We start from the raw sequence: 19,043 nt of genomic DNA, 5'->3' as shown, positions 1-19,043 counted from the left end.
GCTGGATAGGATGCGCGCCGGCCGACCGAGATCATTGGACCGGGAGAGAATTTCATGATGCCATCGGCACGCTTTGCCGACCTCGAAGGCGCTTCGGTGCTGATCACCGGCGGCGGCTCCGGCATTGGTGCTGCCTTGACAGAAGGCTTTGTCCGCCAGGGGGCAAACGTCGCCTTCATCGATATTGCCGACCGTGCGAGCCTGGCGCTGGCCGATCGGTTAGAGAAGGAGCTGGGTCGGCGGCCGCTTTATCTCAAGACCGACATACGCGACATCGAGGCGTTGCGGCTATCGGCGGCTAAAGCCGCCAAGGCGCATGGCGACGTGACCGTGCTGATCAACAATGCCGCGCAGGATGACCGCCATGCCGTCGAAGACGTCACGGTGGAGTTCTGGGACAACAACCATGCCATCAACCTGCGCCCGCATTTCTTCAGCGCACAGGCGGTGGCGCCGGGCATGAAGCGGGCCGGCGGCGGCTCGATCATCAACTTCACCTCGACGTCGTTTCTCATCAACCATCCCGATATGCCGGCCTACACCGCCGCCAAGGCCGGCATCGTCGGTCTCACCAAGGGTCTTGCCGGCAAGCTCGGCGTCGACGGCATCCGTGTCAACGCGATCGCGCCCGGCTGGGTGATCACCGAGCGGCAGAGAAAGCTCTGGGTCACCGAAGAAGCGCTCGCCGCTCATGTCGCCAAACAGTGCATCAAAGAGGTGATGCAGCCGGAAGACATTGTCGGCACCGTGCTGTTCCTGGCGTCGGATGCCTCACGCATGCTGACCGCGCAGATGCTGATCGTCGATGGGGGGTTCCTGTGATCTCATCGAGCAAGGCAGCTTCCGTCGCGGCCGTCGACTGGGGCACCACCCGCATGAGGGTCTGGCTGCTCGACGGCGCCGGCAAGGTTCTCGCCGAGCGGCGCGGCGATGACGGGCTGATCACCGCCCAGGCTAAAGGATTTTCGTCCATTCTCGAAGGGCATCTGGCTGCCCTGGGTGCTCCCGAGGCGCTGCCGGTCATCATTTGCGGCATGGCCGGTTCGCGCCAGGGCTGGCTGGAGGCACCCTATGTCAGCGTGCCGGCGCCGATCGGCGCTATTCTCGCCGGCGCTGCCCGCATTCCCGGCCAGCGCCGCGACATCCGCATCGTGCCCGGCCTTGCCCAGCGTCTGGCCGACGCCCCGGATGTCATGCGCGGCGAGGAGACGCAGCTTGCCGGCGCCGGTTTGCCGGCAAAGGGACGCCATCTCGTCTGCATGCCTGGCACCCATTCGAAATGGGTGCTGGTCGAGGACGGCTCTGTTGCCGGTTTCGGCACCTGGCCGACCGGCGAGCTGTTTTCGGTGCTGGCCGCGCACTCGATCCTGCGCCATTCGCTGGGCGAGCCGCCGAAGCCGGTTGCCGCCGAAAATCCATTTTTCCGGGAGTGGTGCCTGAAGGCGTTGGCCGAAGGCGGTGACATCGGTTCAAGACTGTTCTCGATCCGCGCCGCCAGCCTGCTGCAGGATCTGAAGCCCGAGCATGCCGCCGCCTGCCTGTCCGGCCTGCTGATCGGCGGCGAGATCGCTTCGGCAAGTCGCCGTTATGGGGCGAGTGCCGTGCCCGTCGTGCTGATCGCGTCGGGCGCACTCGGCAAGCTCTATGCCGACGCCCTCGGCCTTGCCGGGCTCGCGGTCAGGGTGGTCGACGCCGACGAGGCGGTGCGTGCCGGTCTTGCTGAAGCCGCGCGCGAAAATGGCATGATCGCTGGAAATGGAGTTGCCGCATGACCGAAACCGCACCTTTTCCAAAGCTCGAGCGGGGTCTGGTCGCCATCCTGCGTGGCCTCAAGCCAAGCGAGGCGGTGGCGATCGGCCAGGCGATCTTCGGCGCCGGTATCGAAGCGATCGAGGTGCCGCTCAACTCGCCCGATCCTTACGCCTCCATCGCCAGCATTGTCGGAGCGCTTCCTCCAACAGCCTTGGTCGGTGCCGGCACGGTGCTCAGCGCCGCCGATGTCGACGGCCTGCACAAGGCCGGCGGGCGGCTGCTGGTCAGCCCCAATATCGATGCCGAGGTCATGGGCCGGGCCATGCACTACGGCATGGTGACGATGCCCGGCGTGTTCACGCCGACCGAGGCATTTCAAGCAATCCGGCTCGGTGCCTCGGCATTGAAATTCTTCCCGGCGAGCGTGCTTGGCGCGGCAGGCATTTCGGCGATGCGCGCGGTGCTGCCGGCCAGTGTGCTGGTCGGCGCGGTCGGCGGCGTTTCAGATAAGGATTTTGCCGGCTACAAGGCAGCCGGCGTCAGCGTCTTCGGTCTTGGCTCCAGCCTCTTCAAGCCGGGCATGAGCGTCGACGAAGTGGCAGCACGGGCGAAAGCCGCAGTTCAGGCCTGGGACGCGGCGTTTGGAGCGGCATGATGAGCGAGACCATTGTTTCGGTTTTTTCCGACCATGTCTGCCAACTCGGCGAGGGACCAAGCTATGACCCTGCCACCGACACGCTCTACTGGTTCGACATCGTCAATGGCCAGCTCCTGGAAAAGCTCCTGTCCGGAGGTGCGGTCAAGATCCACGAGCTCGGTCAGATGGCCAGCGCCATCTGCATCATCGACGACCAACGCCAGCTGATCGCCACCGAGACCGGTCTGCATGTCCGCGACGTCGCGACCGGCAAGCTGACGCTGCACACGCCGATCGAGGCCGACAATGCGGTCACCCGCTCGAACGATTCACGCGTTCACCCTTGCGGCGCGCTGTGGGTCGGCACCATGGGCAAGGGCGAGGAGAAGGGTGCCGGTTCGATCTACTGGTTCTTCAAGGGCGAGCTGCGCCGGCTTTATGCCGACATTACTGTGCCCAACTCGATCTGCTTTTCCGAGGATGGGACCATTGCCTATTACACCGACACCAGCACCGGTCTGTTGATGCGCGTCGGCTGCGATCCGGCGACCGGACTGCCGGTTGGCGAACCGAAGGTCTTCGTCGACCACCGTTCGGCCAAGGGCTATATCGATGGTTCGGTGCTCGACCGTGACGGCATATTGTGGAACGCCTGCTGGGGCGGCAGCGTCGTCGAAGCCTATGGACCCGACGGCAAGCTCGTCCGTTCGGTGGCGATGCCGGCGACGCAGCCTTCCTGTCCGGCTTTCGTCGGCAGGAATGCCGACCGGCTGGCGGTCACCTCCGCCTGGTCGGGCAAGAGCGAGAAGCAGCACCTGCTCGACCCGCAAGCCGGCATGACATTCATGCTCCACATTCCAGTCAATGGTCGCTTCGAGCCACGCGTGCTGATTGGCTAGACCCATATCTAGCACTGTCGTGCAGGCGTCCAGCTGACGTCGGTTCCGCGAAAGCCGAATGCGCTCGCCGTGCGATGCTTGAACGCTTCATCGTTTCGCGGGAACGCTGAACCGCTCTATCTCTTTGTTTTGACGCAATTCCGGACGGAAAACCGTTTCACACTTTTCCTGGAATTGCTTTAGGCAATCGTGCTGCCGGGAAATCGTTTCGATCATGTCAAGCCGCGAGCCGAAGCTGATCCTTGTCTACGAGCCGGAAAAGGCTTGCTTCGATCGGCTGGTCGCCGATAACCACGTGCCGGAGCGTGCCGCCGAAATCGCCTCCTATCTGGCGCAATCGACCGACTTCGCTGCTGAATTCGACGCACTTGCCGCCGCTTGCCAGAAGCGCGGCCTGTCGTTTGCGCCGGTGGCGCTCGACGACGCCGCAAGCGTTCTCGGCGGCGAGGACCCGAAGACCACGCTAGTCTGGACGCTGACCGACGGCATTGCCTATTTCCGCGGCGGCGCGGCACCGGCTCTGGCACGGCTGAATGGCGTGAAGGCGATCGGCGCCGACGATGCGCTGTTCGCGCTCTGTCAGGACAAGTTCCGGTCCGGCGCCGTGCTCGGCGCGCTTGGCCTGCCGGTGCCGCAGGCGGGCCTTGCCCGTGACGGCGCCTGGCTGGTCGCGCCACCGGCCTCGCCCGCCGGCTGGTTCGTCAAGCCGAACCGGCTCGGCGCCAAAATCGGCATCTGGCCGGATTCGCGCTGCCACGATCTCGGCCATGCGCTGGAGCTTAGCCGGCGCGTCTTCGCCGCCTATCGCGACGATGTCGTCGTCCAGCCCTATGTCGCCGGACGCAATGTGCGGGCCAGCTTTCTCGGCCTGAAGCCGGATACCGGCATTGAGGCGCTCGGCGTCGCCTTTGTCGATTCGGGCGACGATTTCCAAACCATGCAGGACAGCCTGGCGCTTTACGGCGATACCGGCGCAGCGGCGAAAGCTGCGGGAAAATATACCGAGCCGGTGCTGCTGCCGGTCGCCGGCAGCCAGCCTGAAGCCGATGCAAGAATTCGTCGCATCGCCGAACGCCTGATGGTCGGGCTTGGCCTGCGCGACGTCTTTTCCATCGACTTCCGGGTCGAAGCCGACGACAGCGTCCACCTCATCGAGTTCGAGGTCTGCCCCGGCCTGCCCTGCTTCGATTTCCGCGATTACTGTCGCCAGCAATGGGGCTTGAGCCTCGCCGATGCGATGGCGGAGACAGCGGCGAACCGGCTTCTCGCCTAAATCCCCTCGACCAGCACGATTTCGCCCTCGGCCACCTTCTGGCGGATCGCGACGGCGCGCTGGTATTCGGGCGAGTGATAGCAGTCATGCGCCGCCGCAAGCGACGGAAACTCGATGATCACGTTGCGGTCGCGGCCCGGCCCCTCGGCCCTCTCATGCGCGCCGCCACGCGCCAGGAACTTGGCGCCGAAGCGGTCGAAGGCCGGTTTGGCGGCGGCGACATAGTCTTTGTAGCCTTCCGCATCGCGCACGTCGACGCGAGCGATCCAGTATCCCTTGGGCATGCTATTTCTCCTGGTTTTTGGCCGTGCGCGGACCGATTTTGAATGTCGCTCCGGTGAAATGGCGGGGGGTGGTTTCGGGAACCGGAGCGGAGCGTACTTAAAGTACGTGAGCACCGGAAGCGGAGAAAACGCCGTCAGACGGCCGCCGGAGCAAGTTTCGGAATTGGTCCTCAGGCCGAGCGCATTTCATCGAGGATCGCTTCCGCCGCCGCCCGCCTGTCGGCCACTCCGACGATCGGCCGGCCGATGACGAGATGGCTGGAGCCGTTGCGGATCGCCTGCGCCGGCGTCACCACCCGTTTCTGGTCGCCATGGTCGCTGCCCTTCGGCCGGATTCCCGGCGTCACCACGGCCAGGTCGGGGCCGACGATGCGGCGCACCGCCTCGGCTTCTTCGGCCGAGCAGACGATGCCGCCCATGCCGGCATGCAGCGCCTGCTCGGAGCGCCTCAGCACCAGTGTATGCGGATCATACTCATAGCCGGCGTCGATCACGTCCTGCTCGTCCATCGAGGTCAGCACGGTGACCCCGAGCAGGCAAAGGTCGCTGCCCCTGGCAGCCTCGACCGCCGCCTTCATCGTCTTCGGATAGGCATGGATGGTCAGCATGCTCATGCCCATCCTGGCGATGTTTTCGACGCCCCTGGCCACCGTGTTGTCGATGTCGAGCAGCTTCATGTCGAGAAAGATCCTGGTGCCGCCGCTGGCCAGCTCGCGGGCGAAGTCGAGCCCGCCGGCAAAGGCGAGATGGTAACCGATCTTGTAGAAGGAGACGATCCCATCGAGCTCGCGCACCGCTTTCTCGGCTTCCTTCAGCGTCGGCAGGTCGAGGCCGACGATCAACCTTTCCTGCATCGTGTCGGCATGCGCGGCGTCCGGGATCATGCCTCGATCCGCGTCGACAGCATGCGCGAGGTTTCGATCAGCGTTCGGCATAGGTGCTCCATCGATTGGCGTAGTCTCTCGTCCCTGAACTTGCCCTCGTCGTCGAAGGCGTAGCCGCCCTCCGGCACCGAGCATTCCGGTGTCACCACCTCCATCCGGCAGCGTACCAGAACGGCGCGCAGATGGTTGATGCAGCGTATCCCGCCGAAGGGTCCGTTGGAAGACGAGCAGAGGCCGGCGACCTTGCCGGCAAGTGGCCTGAACGTCCGGCCGCCATCCTTGCGCAGCTGGCTCACCCAGTCGATGCTGTTCTTGAGCAACGGTGGAATGGAGCCGTTATATTCGGGCGTCGCGATCAGCAGCCCGTCATGGGCGGCGATCATCCGGCCGAGCTTGACGGCGTTTTCGGGAATGCCTTCGTCCTTTTCCAAATCCTGGTCGAGGATCGGCAGCGGATAGTCGGCGAGCGAGATGCGGGTCACCTCGGCGCCCTGCATGGCAAGTTCCTTCTGTGCCACGTCGGCGGTCCTGCCGCTATAGGCGCCGCTGCGCACCGAACCGGCGACAACGAGAATTTTCGGGATCACAGCCATGGGTCTGCCTTGTCACCCGATGGGTATAAGACAAGTGCTATTCAAACCCAACGCTTCAATTCATGCGGCCCCGCGTCGGTAGATCCAAAGCTGCGTCGGCGGAATGTTGCGGATGACGAAATGGAAATGCTCGACCGTATAGTCGCCGCGGCCCGGCGGGATCGGCGACAGCGGCCCGTAAGTCAGCTGCACGATCGGCCGGCCCGCCGGGATGCGGTCGAGCAGGCTCTCGACATAGACGATGCGCTGGGCGACAGGGAAATTGAGCAGCGGCACCCCCGATATCACGGAATCGAAGATCAGGTCGCGCTTGTCGCCAAGCGTCGCGTCGAGATTGAAGGCGTCGCCCTCGATGACGTTGACGCCTGGATAAAGCTGGCGCAGATGGCGCACGAAATCAGTGGAATATTCGACCGCGTAGAGATTCTCAGGCTTAATGCCCTGGGCGAGGATGGCGCGTGTGATGACGCCTGTACCGGGTCCGACCTCGAGCACCGGCAGGCCGGATGTCGGATCGACGATCGAGGCCATCTTGCCTGCGGTGATGGAACTGGTCGGGACGATCGAACCGACCGCCTTCGGCTTGTCGATCCAGCCCTTGAAGAACTTCAGCTCGTCGTCGAACTTTTCCGCCAGCGTCTTTCGCAGTCCGGGACTACGCGTCATCGAAAGTCCTCCTCAACGCTCCCTCGCATGCTACTTAGCAGTTACGAGGTGCAAGACAAGGCGAATCCCCGGATAAGGTGTTGATGACGCTCGGGAAGCATTTTCCAGGGATCAGCTTCAGTGCTCGCCGAACGTTTCGAAAAAGTCTTTCATGCGGGCGAAAAATCCGCTCGACTGAGGCGAATTGTCCTTTGAGGAAAGCTGCTCGAATTCCTCCAGCAATTCGCGCTGACGGCGCGAAAGGTTCTGCGGCGTCTCAACCACGGTCTGGATGTAGAGGTCGCCGATATTGGGCTGGCGCAGCACAGGCATGCCCTTGCCCTTGAGGCGGAACTGGCGACCGTTCTGGGTGCCTTCCGGCACCTTCACCTTCGTCTGGGTACCGTCCAGTGTCGTCACCTCGAACGAGCCGCCAAGCGCTGCCGTCGTCATCGAGATCGGCACCTTGCAATAAAGATCGGCCCCGTCGCGCTGGAAGAATTCGTGCGGCTTGACCGCGAGGAAGATGTAGAGATCGCCCGACGGGCCGCCGCGCAGGCCGGCCTCGCCCTCATTGGCCAGCCGGATGCGGGTGCCATCCTCGATGCCGGCAGGGATGTTTACCGACAGCGAGCGCTCCTCGGTGACACGGCCCTGGCCAGCGCATTTCGGGCACGGATCCTTGATGGTCTGGCCGCGCCCCTGGCATTGCGGGCAGGTGCGCTCGATCGAGAAGAAGCCTTGCGTGGCGCGCACCTTGCCGTGGCCGTTGCACATCGAGCAGGTGACGGGCTGGGTGCCAGGCTTGGCGCCGCTGCCCGAGCATTCCGAGCAGGAAATCGAGGCTGGCACCCGAATCTGCGCGGTCTTGCCGGAAAATGCCTCTTCCAGCGTAATTTCCATATTGTAGCGCAGGTCGGCGCCGCGCTCGCGGCCGCCGGACGAGCGGCGCTGGCGCCCGCCCATCATGTCGCCGAAAATGTCTTCGAAAATGTCGGCGAAGCCGCCGGCGCCAAAGCCTTGCGCCCCGCCATTCATACCGCCGTGCTCGAAGGCGGCGTGGCCGAAGCGATCATAGGCGGCGCGCTTCTGCGGGTCCTTCAGTGTCTCGTAGGCTTCGTTGATTTCCTTGAACTTGTGCTCGCAGGCATGGTCGCCTGGGTTGCGGTCGGGATGGAACTGCATGGCGAGCTTGCGAAAAGCGCTCTTGAGCTCCTTCTCGTCGGCGCCCTTTTGCACGCCTAGCGTTTCGTAAAAATCAGCTTTCATGTTTTCCCGCAGTCCGGATAGTCAACGTCTTGAAGCATCGTTGCGTCGTTTGCCGGCACGCTGTTCCGATTTAGGTGTGATGGAGGCGCGATGCCAGTGTCTACGAGGCTTTGTCCGCATTTTTTCGGGCAGCGCAGCGTTTTTCCGGCAAAGGGTTGCAAAAAAGCCCGGCTGTGCGCCGGGCTTTCTCCCTTACCTGTACCGTCAGGCGGTTCAGGCCGACTTCTTCTTCTCGTCGTCTTCGTCGATTTCCTCGAAGTCGGCATCGACGACGTCACTGTCCTTGGCGGCATCAGCCTTGGCGTCGGCCTCGGCGGCTTCCTTCTGTGAAGCCTCGTACATGGCCTGGCCGAGCTTCATCGAGACTTCGGCGAGCGTCTGCGTCTTGGCCTCGATCTCGGTCACATCGTCGCCTTCGGCAGCGGTCTTCAGCGCCGCGATCGCATCGGCAATCGCCGTGCGGTCGGCCTCGGAAACCTTCTCGCCGTATTCCTTCAGAGACTTCTCCGAGGAATGCACCAGCGCCTCGGCCTGGTTGCGGGCCTCGACCAGCGCGCGCCGCTTCTTGTCGGCTTCGGCATTGGCCTCGGCGTCCTTGACCATCTTCTCAATGTCGGCGTCCGAAAGGCCGCCGGACGCCTGGATGCGGATCTGGTGCTCCTTGCCGGTGCCCTTGTCCTTGGCCGAGACGTTGACGATGCCGTTGGCGTCGATGTCGAAGGTGACCTCGATCTGCGGCACGCCGCGCGGCGCAGGCGGGATGCCGACCAGATCGAACTGGCCGAGCGCCTTGTTGTCGGCGGCCATTTCACGCTCGCCCTGGAAGACGCGGATGGTCACCGCCGACTGCGAATCCTCGGCCGTGGAGAACACCTGGCTCTTCTTTGTCGGAATCGTCGTGTTGCGTTCGATCAGCCGCGTGAACACGCCGCCCAGCGTCTCGATGCCGAGCGACAACGGCGTCACGTCGAGCAGCAGCACGTCCTTGACGTCGCCCTGCAGCACGCCGGCCTGGATAGCGGCGCCCAACGCGACGACCTCATCCGGGTTGACGCCCTTGTGCGGCTCCTTGCCGAAGAACTGCTTCACGATCTCCTGGATCTTGGGCATACGGGTCATGCCGCCGACCAGGACGACTTCGTCGATTTCGCCGGCCTTCAGGCCGGCATCCTTGAGTGCCGCCTTGCAAGGATCGATCGTGCGCTGGACGAGATCCTCGACCAGGCTCTCGAACTTCGCCCGCGTCAGCTTCAGCGTCAGGTGCTTGGGGCCGGTGGCATCGGCGGTGATGAAGGGCAGGTTGATCTCGGTCTGCGTGGTGGACGACAGCTCGATCTTGGCCTTTTCAGCCGCTTCCTTGAGGCGCTGAAGGGCGAGCTTGTCGTTCCGCAGGTCGATGCCCTGTTCCTTCTTGAACTCGGCCGCCAGATATTCGACCAGACGCATGTCGAAATCCTCGCCCCCGAGGAAGGTGTCGCCATTGGTCGACTTCACCTCGAACACGCCGTCGCCGATTTCGAGCACCGAAATATCGAACGTGCCGCCGCCAAGGTCATAGACGGCAATCGTCTTGCCTTCCTTCTTGTCCAGTCCATAGGCAAGTGCTGCCGCCGTCGGCTCGTTGATGATGCGCAGCACTTCGAGGCCGGCGATCTTGCCGGCATCCTTGGTCGCCTGGCGCTGGGCGTCGTTGAAATAGGCCGGAACGGTGATGACTGCCTTCTCGACCTTCTCGCCGAGATAGGCCTCCGCCGTTTCCTTCATCTTCTGCAGGATCATCGCCGAGATCTGGCTAGGCGACTGCTTCTTGCCGCCGGCCTCGACCCAGGCGTCGCCATTGTCGCCCTTGACGATCTTGTAGGGGACAAGCTTCTTGTCCTTCTCCGTCACCGGATCGTCGTAGCGGCGGCCGATCAGGCGCTTGACCGCGAAAATGGTGTTCTCAGGATTGGTAACCGCCTGGCGCTTGGCCGGCTGGCCGACGAGGCGCTCGCCGTCGCTGTTGATGGCGACGATGGAAGGGGTCGTGCGGGCGCCTTCCGCATTCTCGATCACCTTGGATTCCTTGCCGTCCATGATGGCGACACAGGAGTTGGTTGTTCCCAGATCGATACCGATTACTTTTGCCATTTCTCTAATCTCTCCGCTAAGCAGGCTCTCAGGACCCGTACAGGCGTTCCGACGAAAGCCCCTGTTCACAAGAAATTCCGCTCCGGCAACCGGCATTCGGCGCTGGACGGCTTGGCGCGTATATAAGAACAGGCTGCGTGGCGCGCAAGCATTCTGCGCAAGGCGTTCACCATTCATCGCGGTTGATCGGATTCGGGACCGGCAGGCCCGTATTTTCGGCGGTGATCCAGCCGGCCCGGCCCCCGGCCCATGAACCTTTCCGCCTCGCCCCGCGACTGACGCTCAGGTGCCGCGTGGTGCGGCCCCGGAAAGGAAAGCCCCATGACCACAGATCCAGAGGCTCCACGGTCTCCGGGAACAGCAGGAGCTCAGCGCGACCATCGCCTTCGGGACCGGTCGATGCGCTGGGCTTTTCGCCGGTTCCGTTGACCCTGCGCGGACGCAGGCGTATCGTGACGTTGAGGAAAGCAGACAATTCGATCAGGGACGAACGTGCCGGAACGCCGCGCCTTGCCCTGATTTGCGCGCCGGGACCGGATGTTTCTCCCATGACCTGTGGGGGGAGATCCATGTCTTGCGACCACGGCGCGTTCGTGCGCTCTCGTGCCGGCCGTTTGCGCCGCGCCATCCAGGCTGCCAGCGGATTGTCGATCCTGGCGCTCGCCGCTGGGCTCTGGCTCGGTGGCTCGGCCCAGGCTCAGGAAACCCGGATCATCTATCCCGGCTCGATGGCAGTGACCGGATTCTCCGGCACCATCATTCCAAATTTCGAGGAAGGCCTGCCGCCGGGCGTCGATCCCGTCGACGAAACCTTCATCGACACGGCGCGCGCGACCTTGCGCATCTTCGACGTCTCAAGGCTGGGCGGGCCGGCGTCTGGCCAATTGGTCTTCACCCCGCCACCGTTCGAGGTCACAGCCGGGCAAATCGGCCAGGTGTTCGGCATCACCTACGACGACGGCGTGCGCGACGGCGTTCCATCGGCCATTCCAAACCTCTATGCCGGCGCCACGTCGCTGCACGGCATCCGCATAGTCACGCCAGACGGCGATGCCGACGGCCGGCCGGAGCGGCAGCGCCGCGGCACGGCTGACGCTGTCTTCATGGACGGCCAGTTCGGCACCGAAAACGGCGGCGGCCCCGGAACGATCTGGAAGATCGATGGCATCACCGGCGCCGTCTCGAAATTCGCCGATATCGACGCCAATAGCGGTCCCGGCATCGGCGACGTCACGTTCGACAATATCCACCGCCAGTTCTTCGCCAGCGATCTCGACACCGGCCTCATCCACCGCATCGACGCCAATGGCGCGCTGCTCGACACGTTCGACCACGGCATAGCCGGCCGCCCGGCGCACGGGCTTGCCGCCCTTGCCGACGACGGCTCGGTGATGGACATCCAGGGTGGTGCCTTCGACAGCGAGGACCCCGACAGCTGGGGCTACACGCAGGACGAGCGCCGCGTCTGGTCGGTCGCCTATCGTGGCGGCCGGCTCTATTATTCGGTCGGTGATAAGGCGGAGATCTGGTCGGTGGGCGTTGCCGGCGACGGCAGTTTCGCCGGCGACCCGCGCTGGGAACTGACGGTCAAGGCCGACAAGGATTACGCGGTCACCGACATCGCCTTCGACAACGAAGGCTTCATGTACCTGGCCCAGCGCGGCCCGGTGGAGAACCGCTACGACTACAGCCAGTTCGCCGATTCCGGCAAGGGTGAGGTCATCCGCTACTGGCGCGAAAATCCGGACGATCCGGCGACGGAATCGGCCTGGGTGGAAGTGCCGCAGGAATATGCGGTCGGCTTCCCGCAAAACAACCGACAGTCGGCCGGCGGCCTCGACCTGCAATATGGCTACGATGCCGAAGGCAATCTCGATACCGGCGTCTGCACCGACACGCTGGTCGATACCGGCGACAAGTTGCGCGACAACCCGGAGCTTGCCGAACAACTCGCAGCCGGCGGGCCGCTCGCCGTGCACGGCGTGCAAATCACGCCGACGGCACTGGTCAAGCCGGCCAACATGCCGCCTTTCGGCTCGTGGTTCGTCGACTTCGACAATTATTTCGAAGACCCGGAAGTCGAAGGCCATGTCGGCGACGTCGAGGTCTGGCGCCCCTGCGAAGGCCGTGCCGGCTATTACGAGCAGGTGCCGGGCGGCTATCTGCCACCGTTCTATCCGCCGGACTTTCCGCCCCCCGGCAATCTGCCTCCTTGCCTCGATGTCGAGGATGTCAGGTATTTCTGCACGCCCTCCGGCCTCGAGGCCGATCTCTATCTCCATGACCATGCCGGCTTTGGCGGCGATTCGATCAAGGCTCTGTCCAGGACGCCTGGCGTTGGGGTGACTTCACCTCTGTCGCATGCGCCCGGCGCGCCATACACGATCGGCATCACCGGCCATTACCCTGGCGATACGGTCGATGTCGGGCTCTGCTTCTACAGGCAGTCCGATAGCGACAAGGGTGGCTACTATCCTTGCTGCAAGATGACCTTGCCGCTCAGAGCCCCAGCCGTCAGCTGCGAGCCGTGAGGAGGGGAAGATGAGCAATCTCGCATTTTTCCCGCCTGCGACAAGCAGCCAGTCAACCGGCAAACAATCATTCGTCATGGAGACCATCGTGAAACCCCTGTCACTCGCCAGGCGCGGCGCGCGCTGGCTGATGGCGGCCGGTATCGCGGTCGCCATGCTGAGCCCGCTGCAAGGCTTCGCTGAAGACCTTGCTCCGGCCAAGACCAAGCCTGCCGATGCGGGCACTGTCATTCCCGATACCAAGCTCGATTTTGACAATCCTCGCATCGTCAATCCGGAGCCGGGCCGGATCGTGCCCTTCTTCACCAAGAAAGGCACCCAGAGAGGCTGCGACTATGTCGTATACTCGCTGAGCTTTGGCTTGCGCGGCAATCCGCAGGGTTTTGCCAGCCCGGACCTCGCCGCCATGCTGAAAAAGGTCAGGCTCGATTTCAGGGACCAGCTCCCGCACGGCCTGCGCATCGTCGGCGTGCATGTGACCGGCGACGGCACCGATGCGTCCGGCGGACCGCTGCCCGCTGCTGCGATCAGCAGTTCGGCTACACCGGACGATACCGCGACGGTACCCGATTTCCGGATTTCCGCCAGCGATCTCGACGGCATCGGCGCTGCGAACGAGCGCGTCGTCACGTTCCAGATCACCGCCAAGATTGATCATGCGGCGTTTCCGTCGCCGACGACCGTTCACAACCAGGGCGTGGTCAAGGTCAGCCGCGAACGCGGCGCCGGCATCGAAATCCTGTCGCAGGATCCGGGCAAGCCGGACGACGGCAATTATCTCACGGGTGCAAAGGCGTCGATCAAGATCGACGTCACCAGGTGCAACCCGCCGCCTCCACCTCCCGGCAAGGAATGCTTCAAGGTGGAGCGCGGCACGGTCGATTGCGTGCCCGGCGGCGGCGCCTTCATCTACCACATGCCGGTCGGCCCGGAGATGGCTGGCAAATGGGTGCAGCTTTCGACGACGACACCCGGCATCACCATCATTCCCGACACGCAATTGGTGCCGGCGGGCGGCGGTGTGCTCAATTGGAAGATCGTCGGCGCTTCACCCGGCGACGTCATCCACATCATCGTCACCGGTGTCGAAACCTATGCCGGCCCGAGGGAGGGGTGGGGCCTGTGCTGTACGCAGACTGTCGATATCGTCATCCCGCGTGATCAGCGCTGCCCACCGAAGGACAAGGAACCGGATCTGAAAGTCGAAAAGCGCGCCGACGTGCAACGTTGCACGGTGGGTGGCGGCTGCGACTTCACCATCAGGGTCACCAATGTCGGCGATGCACCCTACCACGGCAAGATCGTGCTCAACGAAGTCACCCTGCCGGCTGGCTCCACCCTCGATTCAGGGCCGAACCCGCCTTGGGTCTGCGCGCCTGGAACCACCCCGATGATTTGCACTCATCCGGTGACCACGCTCAATCCGGGTGCCTCTGTCGACCTCAAGCTCGGCTTCAAGCCGGCCGCAGGCTGGCGAGGCAGCGCCTTGCGCAACTGCGCCACTTACAATTACGGCGCCAGCGGCAAGCCGCTTTTCGGCAGCCAGCAAAACGATCGCGGCTGTGCTTCGATCCCGGTCTGCCGGCGTGGCGATCGTGACCGCAACTGCCGGCCGCCGGTGGAGAAGAAGGTCGACCTGATCCTGAAGAAGCGCGCCCGCACCGAATTCTGTTCGGCCGATGGCGTCTGCACCTTCGTGGTCGACATAATCAACAATGGCAGCGTCCCCTATAATGGGCCGCTGACGGTCGTCGATACCTATCCGGGCGGCGTGCCGGCATCCTCGACCTTCGGCCCGACGCCGCCATGGACATGCGGACCGAACGGCCCCGGCCAGTTCCGCTGCGACAATGCCGGCATCGTGCTGTTGCCTGGCGCCTCGACGCCGATCTTCGTCAGGGCGGTGATGCCGGCCAACTACCGGCCCGACAGTGTCGAGAACTGCGCCGAGGTGAAAGCTATTCCCGGTGAGAACGACATCACCAACAACAGGGCCTGCGCCAAGGAACGCATCCGTCATCCGAATGCCGGCCAGCCGGCCCTGCGCATCACCAAGGTTTGCAATGGTTCGCTGGCCGGTGCTGCGGTCGTTTCCTGCCGCATTACCGTCATCAGTCTCGGCACCACTGCCCCGACCGGTCCGGTACGGGTCAACGATGCCGCGACGCTGATAGCCGGCGGAGCGCCGGTCCAGATCCAGACCGTCACCCCAGACGGCGCGGAATGGGCTTGCGGACCGGTTCCGGCCAATGCGCTGTCGTGCCAGATTCCCGGCGCCGTCATGACGCCTGGAACCAGCCGCCATTTCGACGTGACGGTTGCCGCGAACGGCGAATTCGAGAACTGCGCACGCGGCTCCTACGGCCCGGCTCCGGGAGACGACATCGTCTATCCGATCGGCCAGGCCTGCGCCAAGGGCAGCGGCGCCTCGACCATCCGCGTCGAGAAGACCGGTGATGCCGAGTGCAAGCCCGGCCAGCCCTGCTCGTTCGAGATCGCCATCACGAACGATGGCGCGAGCGCCTTCTCCGGTCCGGTTCGCCTCGGCGATGCGATCGGCGTCGAAGGCCTCGGCCGGCTGGAAGGCGTTGCGATCACCTCGATCGATCCGCCCTTCGGCTGCTTGCCGGAGCCGGCAATCTTGCCTCTGTCCTGCATCGCCCAACTCACGCTCGGCGCCGGGGAAAGCCACGTGCACACAGTGACCGTGACTATTCCCGACGACGGCCGTCTGGCCAATCTGCAGGGCATTGTCAACGGCCAGAACTGCGTCGGCGTGCTGTCTCCGAACACGCCGGTGCAAGGCGGTGGCGACGTGCTGTCCCGCGGTGCGGCCGACGTGCAGGGCGATCGCGGCAAGGCCTATGCCTGCCATCCCTTCACCATCAGGAATGAGGTGAAGAAGGAATGCTCGCAAGGCTTCGTCATGAACGACGCCGGCAACTGCGTCTGCCCGCCCGGCACGACCTTCCGCAATGGCCAATGCTCGTCCGGGGGCGGCACAGTCATCGTGCCGAAGCCAAAACCTTGCGTTCTGCTCAAAGGCCAGATCCGTACCGAAGACGGACGCTGCGTCTGTCCGCGCGGAACCGAGCTGGAGAACGGCGCTTGCGTGGGCAGCAAGCCGCAGCCCGAGCAGTGCACCATCCGTGGCCAGATCCACGACGCTGCCGGCGATTGCGTCTGCCCGCGGGGCACCGAAGTCAAAGGCAATGCCTGCCGGCCAATCCAGCCGAAACCCGAGCAGTGCACCATTCGGGGCCAGATCCATAACGCCGCTGGCGATTGCGTCTGCCCGCGGGGTATGGAAGTCAGGGGCAATGCCTGCCGGCCAATCCAGCCGAAGCCGGAGCAGTGCACCATCCGCGGGCAGATCCACGACGCCGGAGGCGATTGCGTCTGCCCGAAAGGCACGGAAGTGCAAGGCAATGCCTGCAGGCGCAAGAAGCCTGTTGTGGTGGAGTGCTCGATACCTGGTCAGATCCACAACAAGCGTGGCGTCTGCGTCTGCCCGCGTGGGACAGAGCTGCGCGACGGCGCCTGCCGCAAACCGCGGCTGGAGTGCGCACCGGGCGCGCGGCCGATTAATGGCCAGTGCCAGCCGATCCGCAAACCGAGCCTGCTGCTGAATCCAGATGTTCTTCAGCAGCTGCCAAGGCGCAAGCCGCAGCTCGAGCAATAGGATCGCACGCGAACTTCAAAACGGTGATCATTCGATCAAGAAAACCCCGCCGGAGCGATCCGGCGGGTTTTTCTTTGGCTGGCAGATGAAAGAGCAGCGAAAACCTGAAGCCGTGGCATCAGCGGAAGGACAAACCGGCTTCCACTTTCCGGACTCGACTCATGGTCTAGGCAGGCGATACAGAGGGGCCGTAAACCGAGGCGTTCGGGGAGACCGCGTCATGAGCAAAAAAACCCTGATCGCGCCATCGGTGCTGGCTTCCGATTTCTCGAAGCTCGGCGACGAGGTCGAGGCGGTGGCGGCCGCCGGCGCCGACTGGATCCATCTCGACGTCATGGACGGGCATTTCGTCCCCAACATCACCTTCGGGCCGCCGGTGATCAAGGCGATCCGCAACCGCACCAAGGCTTTCTTCGACTGCCATCTGATGATCGCCCCCGCCGACCCCTATCTGGCCGCCTTCGCTGAGGCCGGGTGCGACGGCATCACGGTGCACGCCGAAGCCGGGCCACATCTCGACCGGTCGCTGCAAACGGTCAAAAACCTTGGCAAGAAGGCCGGCGTGTCACTCAACCCCGCGACACCGGAGACGATGATCGAATACGTGCTCGACCGGCTCGATCTTATCCTGATCATGACGGTCAATCCGGGCTTCGGCGGCCAGGCCTTCATTCCGGCGATCGTAGACAAGGTGAAGCGGGTGAAGGCGCTGATCGGTGACAGGCCGATCCGGATCGAGATCGACGGCGGCATTTCGCCGGAAACTGCGCCCCTGGTCACCGCCGCCGGCGCCAGCGTGCTGGTCGCCGGTGCGGCCATTTTCAAGGGCGGCAGCGTCGCAGCCTATCGGGCAAACATCGAGGCAATCAGGGCAGCGGCGGAAAAGGCGGCCGGCTGACCGCCGCCGTTCGGCCGGAGACAGCCGCTCGGGGGGACTTTTGAGCAACCATCTGTTCGATACTTTCCGTGCCCGGATGCCCACGCCCGGACGCCTGTTGATGGAGGCAGAGGACGGGCGCTCGATCAGCTATGGCGAAATGCTGGCGCGCTCCGCTCAACTGGCACATGTGCTGTCGCAGCTGGGCGTCGAAGCCGGCGACCGCGTCGCCGTTCAGGTCGAGAAGAGCCCGGAGGCCATTTTCCTCTATCTCGCCTGTCTGCGTGCCGGCGCGATCTTCCTGCCGCTCAACACCGCCTATACGCTGACCGAGCTCGACTATTTCTTCAGGGATGCCGAGCCGCGACTGATCGTCTGCGACCCGGCGCGAGTGACCGAGATCGGCGCTTTGGCGCAGACCTCGGGCGCTGCGGTCGCGACACTCGGCAGCAAGGGCGAGGGTTCGTTGACCGATCGGGCCTCTGAGGCGGCCATGGACTTCCACGACGTGGCGCGCGGACCGGACGACCTTGCTGCGATCCTCTACACATCCGGCACCACCGGCCGTTCGAAAGGCGCCATGCTCAGCCACGAAAACCTCGCCTCCAATGCGCGGGTGCTGGTCGACCTCTGGCGCTTCACTGCCGCAGACGTGCTGATTCACGCGCTGCCGGTTTTCCATACGCATGGCCTTTTCGTCGCCACCAATGTCGTCCTGATGGCCGGCGCCTCGATGCTGTTCGAAACCAAATTCGACCCGGCCCGCATCGTCTCGCTGCTGCCGCGCGCCACCGTGCTGATGGGCGTGCCGACATTCTACGTCCGCCTGCTGCAGCAGGACGGTTTGAACCGGCAAGCGGCGAAAAACATCCGCCTGTTCATTTCCGGCTCGGCGCCGCTTTTGGCCGAGACGCACAGAGCCTGGCGAGAGCGCACCGGCCACGCCATCCTCGAGCGCTACGGCATGACCGAGACCAACATGAACACGTCGAATCCTTATGATGGCGAGCGGCGTGCCGGCACGGTCGGGTTTCCCCTGCCCGGCGTCTCCCTGCGCATCACCGACCCCGAGAGCGGCGAAACACTTGCCAAGGGCGATGTCGGCATGATCGAGGTGAGGGGTCCCAATGTCTTTTGCGGCTACTGGCGCATGCCGGAAAAGACCAAAGCGGAGTTCCGTGACGACGGTTTCTTCATCACCGGCGATCTCGGACTGATCGATGCTGACGGCTATGTCCACATCGTCGGCCGCGGCAAGGACCTGATCATTTCCGGGGGCTACAATATCTATCCAAAGGAAGTCGAGAGCGAGATCGACGCGCTGCCTGGCGTCGCCGAAAGCGCTGTCATCGGCGTTGCCCATCCGGATTTCGGCGAAGGCGTCACCGCTGTCGTGGTGAGGGCGCCGGGCTCGACCATCAGCGCCGCAGGGATCGTCGAGGCCATCGCCGGGCACCTCGCCAGGTACAAGCATCCGAAACGGGTGATCTTCGTCGACGAACTGCCGCGCAACACGATGGGCAAGGTGCAGAAGAACCTGCTGCGCGAAGCCTACAAGGACCTCTATACGTCCAAAGCCGGCTAACC

General features: G+C 64.0%; 15 protein-coding genes. 9 read left to right on the top strand and 6 right to left on the bottom strand.

What is annotated here, in order from left to right; translation table 11 throughout:
* Window positions 1-54 precede the first annotated feature (54 nt).
* The 5 genes from NKH04_RS15120 to NKH04_RS15100 all read left to right on the top strand — a co-directional run bounded on the left by NKH04_RS15120 (window position 55) and on the right by NKH04_RS15100 (window position 4,561).
* Window positions 55-822 carry an SDR family NAD(P)-dependent oxidoreductase gene (locus NKH04_RS15120; RefSeq protein ID WP_352995883.1) on the top strand — a complete coding sequence of 256 codons (768 nt, stop codon included), beginning with the start codon at window positions 55-57 and terminating at the stop codon, window positions 820-822.
* Window positions 822-1,772, top strand: coding sequence for a 2-dehydro-3-deoxygalactonokinase (locus NKH04_RS15115; RefSeq protein WP_502913397.1), 951 nt, complete (start codon window positions 822-824; stop codon window positions 1,770-1,772). Before NKH04_RS15120 ends, NKH04_RS15115 begins: the two co-directional genes overlap by 1 nt.
* Entirely contained in the window at window positions 1,769-2,407 is a 639-nt protein-coding gene (locus tag NKH04_RS15110) for a 2-dehydro-3-deoxy-6-phosphogalactonate aldolase (RefSeq protein ID WP_352472811.1), read from the top strand. The genes NKH04_RS15115 and NKH04_RS15110 overlap by 4 nt, the downstream gene beginning before the upstream one ends.
* Window positions 2,407-3,288 (top strand): SMP-30/gluconolactonase/LRE family protein, encoded by an 882-nt coding sequence (locus NKH04_RS15105; protein ID WP_353044497.1) that lies wholly within the window; start codon window positions 2,407-2,409, stop codon window positions 3,286-3,288. Before NKH04_RS15110 ends, NKH04_RS15105 begins: the two co-directional genes overlap by 1 nt.
* A gap of 214 nt (window positions 3,289-3,502) precedes the next feature.
* Entirely contained in the window at window positions 3,503-4,561 is a 1,059-nt protein-coding gene (locus tag NKH04_RS15100) for a D-alanine--D-alanine ligase family protein (RefSeq protein ID WP_353044496.1), read from the top strand.
* Here NKH04_RS15100 and NKH04_RS15095 read toward each other — a convergent pair.
* The 6 genes from NKH04_RS15095 to dnaK all read right to left on the bottom strand — a co-directional run bounded on the left by NKH04_RS15095 (window position 4,558) and on the right by dnaK (window position 10,366).
* Entirely contained in the window at window positions 4,558-4,845 is a 288-nt protein-coding gene (locus NKH04_RS15095) for a DUF1330 domain-containing protein (RefSeq protein ID WP_353015241.1), read from the bottom strand. The two genes, NKH04_RS15100 and NKH04_RS15095, sit on opposite strands and share 4 nt — an antisense overlap.
* A 170-nt stretch (window positions 4,846-5,015) precedes the next feature.
* Window positions 5,016-5,729 carry an orotidine-5'-phosphate decarboxylase gene (gene pyrF, locus NKH04_RS15090; protein ID WP_353044495.1) on the bottom strand — a complete coding sequence of 238 codons (714 nt, stop codon included), beginning with the start codon at window positions 5,727-5,729 and terminating at the stop codon, window positions 5,016-5,018.
* A complete protein-coding gene (locus NKH04_RS15085; RefSeq protein ID WP_352457268.1) occupies window positions 5,726-6,322 on the bottom strand; it encodes an NADPH-dependent FMN reductase in 597 nt (198 codons plus the stop codon). Before NKH04_RS15085 ends, pyrF begins: the two co-directional genes overlap by 4 nt.
* 60 nt (window positions 6,323-6,382) lie before the next feature.
* Complete coding sequence (gene pmtA / locus NKH04_RS15080) at window positions 6,383-6,988, bottom strand: phospholipid N-methyltransferase PmtA (RefSeq protein WP_353044494.1); 606 nt, start codon at window positions 6,986-6,988, stop codon at window positions 6,383-6,385.
* A gap of 117 nt (window positions 6,989-7,105) precedes the next feature.
* On the bottom strand, window positions 7,106-8,236 hold the full coding sequence (gene dnaJ / locus NKH04_RS15075; protein ID WP_023679852.1) for a molecular chaperone DnaJ: 1,131 nt from the start codon (window positions 8,234-8,236) through the stop codon (window positions 7,106-7,108).
* A 213-nt stretch (window positions 8,237-8,449) separates the two neighbouring features.
* Window positions 8,450-10,366, bottom strand: a complete 1,917-nt coding sequence (dnaK, locus tag NKH04_RS15070; protein WP_023679851.1) for a molecular chaperone DnaK — start codon at window positions 10,364-10,366, stop codon at window positions 8,450-8,452.
* 569 nt (window positions 10,367-10,935) lie between these two features.
* Between dnaK and NKH04_RS15065 the strand changes: the two genes are divergently transcribed.
* The 4 genes from NKH04_RS15065 (at window position 10,936) to NKH04_RS15050 (ending at window position 19,041) form a co-directional block, all read left to right on the top strand.
* Window positions 10,936-12,897, top strand: coding sequence for a hypothetical protein (locus NKH04_RS15065; protein WP_353044493.1), 1,962 nt, complete (start codon window positions 10,936-10,938; stop codon window positions 12,895-12,897).
* Between the two features lie 10 nt (window positions 12,898-12,907).
* Entirely contained in the window at window positions 12,908-16,579 is a 3,672-nt protein-coding gene (locus NKH04_RS15060; RefSeq protein WP_352771453.1) for a DUF7929 domain-containing protein, read from the top strand.
* A 220-nt stretch (window positions 16,580-16,799) separates the two neighbouring features.
* The gene (gene rpe, locus NKH04_RS15055) at window positions 16,800-17,477 is read left to right on the top strand and encodes a ribulose-phosphate 3-epimerase (protein WP_353044492.1); all 678 of its coding nucleotides are present in this window, start codon (window positions 16,800-16,802) and stop codon (window positions 17,475-17,477) included.
* A gap of 40 nt (window positions 17,478-17,517) precedes the next feature.
* Window positions 17,518-19,041 carry a malonate--CoA ligase gene (locus NKH04_RS15050; protein WP_352771455.1) on the top strand — a complete coding sequence of 508 codons (1,524 nt, stop codon included), beginning with the start codon at window positions 17,518-17,520 and terminating at the stop codon, window positions 19,039-19,041.
* Window positions 19,042-19,043: the final 2 nt, after the last annotated feature.

It is taken from the genome of Mesorhizobium sp. M1365 (assembly GCF_040317865.1).
Lineage (GTDB): Bacteria > Pseudomonadota > Alphaproteobacteria > Rhizobiales > Rhizobiaceae > Mesorhizobium.
Note: the sequence above shows the minus strand (reverse complement) of the source record. Positions and strands in the feature narration are given on the sequence as shown.